The sequence below is a fragment of the Rhodomicrobium udaipurense JA643 genome, from assembly GCF_000636015.1.
In the GTDB taxonomy this organism is placed as follows: Bacteria; Pseudomonadota; Alphaproteobacteria; order Rhizobiales; family Rhodomicrobiaceae; genus Rhodomicrobium; species Rhodomicrobium udaipurense.
Window position 1 is genome coordinate 1 of sequence record NZ_JFZJ01000179.1, and the last position, 4,620, is coordinate 4,620.

Below are 4,620 nucleotides of genomic sequence, written 5' to 3' on the forward strand. Positions count from 1 at the left end.
AAGCCGGGCGAAATCGGGAGCGTAACACTACATAAGCAGGACCATTCGCTATTTCGTTCTACTCTTGTCGACATCCACGCAAAGGCCGATTGATTCGCGGAGCATCGACATAAAATGAGGCAGACAATGAGAGCCGTCATCGCGGCGGTGTTGTCCCTGTTCGGAGTGACCATGAGCCAAGCCGAGTTCGAGGGGCTGATCTTCGAGCGTGCCCCTTACAAGGCCGCCGCCGAGGCGATTACCGCTGGCGACACGGCGACCTTGCGGCGCCTCATCGCCGAGGGGCTGGACGTCAATTACGAAGGCCGCGAAACCTGGACGCCTTGGGGGCTCGATACGGTCACGCTCCTCCTGTGGGCCGTGCTTCAGGATCAGCCTCGCGGCGTTGAAATGCTGGTCGAAGCCGGCGCCGATGTGAACAAGGGGTCTCGGCGGAACCATACGTCACTCATGATGTCGATCGCGAAAAGCGACGCGATGTTCGATCTGATGCTGAGCTACAAACCCGATCCGAACCTGATCTATGCGGGAAGATATTCGGCACTTTCGCTCGTTCTCGTCGAATACCGTCTTGCCGACAAGCGCTTCGAGCGGGCCGAACGGCTTGTTGCGCATGGCGCCGATATCGACCTCGATCTCGATCGCGGCGATACCGTTTTGATTGAATTTTCAAGACTGGAATATTGGCAAAACGTGCTCTGGCTGCTCGAACATGGTGCCGATTACGAAAAAAAGGGGTGGAATGACCTTACAGCCGTGGATTGGCTTCAGGACAGTTACGAAACCGGCGCGTTGAAGCCCTCGGCACTCTACGACTATCGGCACAAGGTGCGCGACTGGCTTCTCGCGCGCGGCGTGGACCGCAGCCGCATCGATCCGCGACCCAAGGCGCAACGCGGCGGCAACTGAGGGCGCTCCAAAACCCTCGTTCATGGGCAAGCGCCGCGACGAGAGCGAGGCCGGTGTCTCGCCGCCGATCGCGAAGCGAGATGCCAACGCGGCGGAAGCCTTCGGCGCGTAGCTCGCGGAAAGTGCGCGGGCCTCGTCCGTGCGCAGTAGCTCCAGCGGGCGGACAAGTTCACGGTGGCCTCAATGACGAGCGCGTCCGGCACGCTCCGATAAGCTGCGGTCGCGAGGGCGAGAAGGCGCGTTCCTGCGAGGCGAGCCTCGAATGCGTCCTCGGGTCCGAGGTCCAGCCAATCACGCGCCGCTGCAAGCACGAGTGCGAGCGTGTATGCCTCGTCGATCAATGTCACCGCGCGTTCGGTGTTGGGAAATGTCATGAATCGGCCGCCCCATCGTCGCGCGCGAGCGTTGCGGCAAGACGATCGAGTTTCGCCGCTAAATCCGCACGCACCTGATCGGCATGAGCCGCCGCGTCATAGACCCCGACGCGTCCGCTGTGCTGGACCTGAGTCGGTAGGCCGCCCAAGTGTTTGAGAAGCGTCGTCAGTGCGCCCTGCTTGTCGTGCAGACGAATTTTCGTTGTGCGCCCGACGCGCCGCCCGCTTTCGATATCTGTCACATCGAAGCTCGCGACCGATGCGAACAATTCGCGATTGTCCGCGATGGCCGCGAGATTGATTTCGGGTTGGCCTTTGGCATCAACGCGAATGAAATCGCGGATATTCGCGAAGGCAAGCCGTCCAAGCTCTTCGATCACTCGATCCGCCGTCACGTCGACTCTGCGCGCGCGCTCTCGCTGTGCTGCCGCGATCGCGTGCGCGACATCAGCCTGTTTCAAAAGGTTGGTCGCAGTCGAGCGGGCCGATTTCTCCGCGTACCCTGCCCGAACGGCAGCCGCCGCGCCGTTCAGGTCAATCAGGTATTCCCGCACGAACGCCGCCGCTCTCGCGCTGAGGCCGCGAGCCGATCGACGCGGCGCAGCCGCCTTCTTCTTGGTCTTACGTGCCATGCCGTCGTTCACTGAGGTGTATCAAAAAGTCCGCCGCGAATCTGCGCGCCCAAATCTTGTCCGGCGGCCCGAATCTTTGCCGCGAGCGCATCCGAAGTCGTATTCGTCATCGTGGCATTGATCGTCACCGAAACCTGCGGTGCCCCGACGCTCACGTTGGTGTTTTGCGTGACCGAAGCAGCGCCGCCGCCCGCCATGCCAGGGATGGAGACGCCCGCGCCTCGCAGGCGTTGCGCACGAAACCTGCCGAGCATGTCATGGAGGTTCGCCACGTTAAGGGCCTGCCGCTCAATGTCGGTCGGACGATAGCCCTCGTATATCTGGGCGTACCGCATCGCAGTAATGTCGCCCTCGTGGTTCCGAGAGAAGAAGCCGCCGGTGCCGCCCGTCGATTTCGAACCGGGATCGAAATACCCGACGATTTCCCGCCCAAGCGCGCGCAGGCGCTCGATCTTATCCTCGACATACGCAACGATGCGGTCCCAGTTTTCGTAAACAGCCGTGGCGATCGTGATGAGCCCCGTAAGAAGCAGCGTCCACGGATTCCGCCTGAGCGCCGCCGCAAGCAGGCCGACGCCGATGCGGACAGCCGCGAGGCCACCGACGATCCCGGCCCCCCATTTGGCGCCGGTGGGCACCCCAGCGATCCATTCCCGAACCGCGACACGATTCTGATAGAGCCTATACGCCAGATATCCGAGGGCACCGACGACGAACGTGATCGGGTTGAACAGAGCACTGAGGCCAGCCGTCACGGCCATGAGGCCAAGGCCCGCGATCGCCGCCGCGCTGATGGCCGTCAGGCCTGCCGCGACATACCAAAGCGCGTCGGGGTTTACGCTTTTCAGGCTGTCAGAGAACGACAGAAAACGTTTCGCCAGATCGTTCAGGGAGTCGTTAAAACCAGATGTGTTAAACAATTGGTCAGTAAAATAATCCCATAAACCGGCGATCTTTTTGATCGCGCCGAGTAACCCTTCATTCCAGATTTCAAGATGTGTCCGCGTTGCACCCGTGAGTTTGTGGAAATATTGGTCCATACGCTCATCGAGATCGCCCGTCAGGGCCTTCATCACCAAATCTTGAAATTTTGGCATCTGGAAGACGCCCGCGAGTTTTGACATCAGGGCCATATCCCGATACGCGCCCGTGTTCGCCAGCGCCTTGATGAAGCCGAGGAAATCGACATTGGCGTAGGTTTTCGCGAGAATCTCACCCAGGTTTTTCTGAAGCTCCCCCTGCACTTTCTTGTCGTTCGGATCGAGATGAAGCTGGTTCGTGATCAAGCTCGAAATCGCGCCACGAAGGTTTTCAGCGTTTGCCGAAAGGATGGGATCGCGGGCGATGGCGTCGATCGCGGGCACGAGGTTCGCGATATCGAGGTGCATGGATTTCCGCAGCGACTCGGCGATGCCGCGACCGCCGAACTTGCGGAACTTGTCCCGCGAGCCAACGAACGCCTTATATTCAATGCCGTAGGACTCGAGCATCGGGCGAACGGCGCCGCCGGTTTTCGACGTTCCGAGCTGCCCGATCCGCTGGAATACCGAAGAAAGGGCGAAGCCCGAGGTTTCAGCGCTGAAACCTGACATTTCAAGCACGCCCGCCAGTGCGGCTGCCTGGTCGAATGTAAGCCCCGTAAGGGCAGCCGCAGGGCCGCCTCGGGCCATCGATTTCCCGATCGAGCGGAAGGTTCCGCCGAAGCTCGCGTTCGCGGAGAACACCGCGTCGGCCGCGTAATTGAACGCGCGGAGCTTCTCTTCGGGTGTTCGAAACGCAATATTGTAAGCTTGAATCATATGCATGAGCGACTCAGCCGCTTCCTTGACGGGCACGTGCGCAGCCGCTGAAGCTCGCGAAATCGAGTCGAGGTTCGAGGTCACGTCCGGAAGCGAAAGCCCCATCTGCACCAATTTTTCAGCGCCCTCGGCGACTCCGAATTTCCCGCCAAGTACAGGATAAAGCATGGCGAGCTTCAGCGTCTCCTCCCGCAAGCGTTTCGTCGCCGAGCCCTCGCGATCGAGACGCAGGGCACGAATATTCTGTATTTTTTCCTCGAAATGAAGCTGCTGCTCGAACAGGGCGCCGAAGCCAAGGGCACCAATCGACGAATTGAAAAGATTGTTCTGAAGGCCACCCCAATGGCGCTGCATGGAACCGGCGAAACCGACGAACTGGCGGTTCATCGCGCCGATGGCGTTTCCAAAGGCCGCGTTCATGCGCGCAGAAGTCGTTTGCGCAGCGGTAGCGATGGGAGCGAGAGAAGCAGCCGAACCAGCGGCAGCGGCCCTCATGGTCGCGGCCATAGCCTGGAACGATTGAGCAGCCCGTCGAGCGGGTCCACTCAGCTCGTCGATCATTCTCAAGATGACCGATACATCGAACCTGCTCATTGAATCGCTCGCGTAGTCGGTGCTGTGCCCTCGGAACCGCGCAGAAGCGCGATTGCGCCGCGCGTGACGATGTCCACTGCCCGCTCAGCGGCGGGTGAACCGGCCCTGAAATCATGGGACGCAAGGAAGACGGCGAAGGCGGCGGCGAAAGATTGGATGCCGTGGTCGAAGCCGAGCGCGCTCGCGCCCTCCGCGATCGCGAACGCGACCTCCTCGACGGCGTCGTCAGAGGGAGCGGGGCGATCGATGTCTGCCATCGGGTCGTAAACGATCGTATCGTCTGACATGCGATTCTCTCTGTGAAAGGGGCAA

General features: G+C 60.7%; 5 protein-coding genes and 1 pseudogene. 2 read left to right on the forward strand and 4 right to left on the reverse strand.

The window, feature by feature from the left end; all coding sequences use genetic code 11:
- Positions 1 to 126: 126 nt before the first annotated feature.
- Entirely contained in the window at positions 127 to 909 is a 783-nt protein-coding gene (locus tag T281_RS16260) for an ankyrin repeat domain-containing protein (protein WP_037241944.1), read from the forward strand.
- A 370-nt stretch (positions 910 to 1,279) separates the two neighbouring features.
- Here T281_RS16260 and T281_RS18020 read toward each other — a convergent pair whose 3' ends face one another.
- The 3 genes and pseudogenes from T281_RS18020 to T281_RS19945 all read right to left on the reverse strand — a co-directional run.
- Positions 1,280 to 1,915, reverse strand: coding sequence for a terminase small subunit (locus T281_RS18020; protein ID WP_155955316.1), 636 nt, complete (start codon positions 1,913 to 1,915; stop codon positions 1,280 to 1,282).
- Positions 1,916 to 1,923: 8 nt separating this feature from the next.
- Complete coding sequence (locus T281_RS19655) at positions 1,924 to 3,279, reverse strand: UbiA family prenyltransferase (RefSeq protein ID WP_245269274.1); 1,356 nt, start codon at positions 3,277 to 3,279, stop codon at positions 1,924 to 1,926.
- A gap of 93 nt (positions 3,280 to 3,372) precedes the next feature.
- Positions 3,373 to 4,068, reverse strand: a pseudogene (locus tag T281_RS19945) (phage tail tape measure protein); the annotation flags it as partial.
- On the opposite strand from T281_RS19945, the gene T281_RS19660 reads away from it, so the two are divergent.
- Positions 3,976 to 4,311: a hypothetical protein gene (locus tag T281_RS19660; RefSeq protein ID WP_245269275.1), complete on the forward strand. Its 336-nt coding sequence runs from the start codon at positions 3,976 to 3,978 to the stop codon at positions 4,309 to 4,311. The pseudogene T281_RS19945 and the gene T281_RS19660 sit on opposite strands and share 93 nt — an antisense overlap.
- On the opposite strand, the gene T281_RS16275 is transcribed toward T281_RS19660, so the two are convergent.
- Positions 4,305 to 4,620: hypothetical protein (locus tag T281_RS16275; protein ID WP_210164082.1), on the reverse strand; the 316-nt coding region annotated here is incomplete at its 5' end. The genes T281_RS19660 and T281_RS16275 overlap by 7 nt on opposite strands.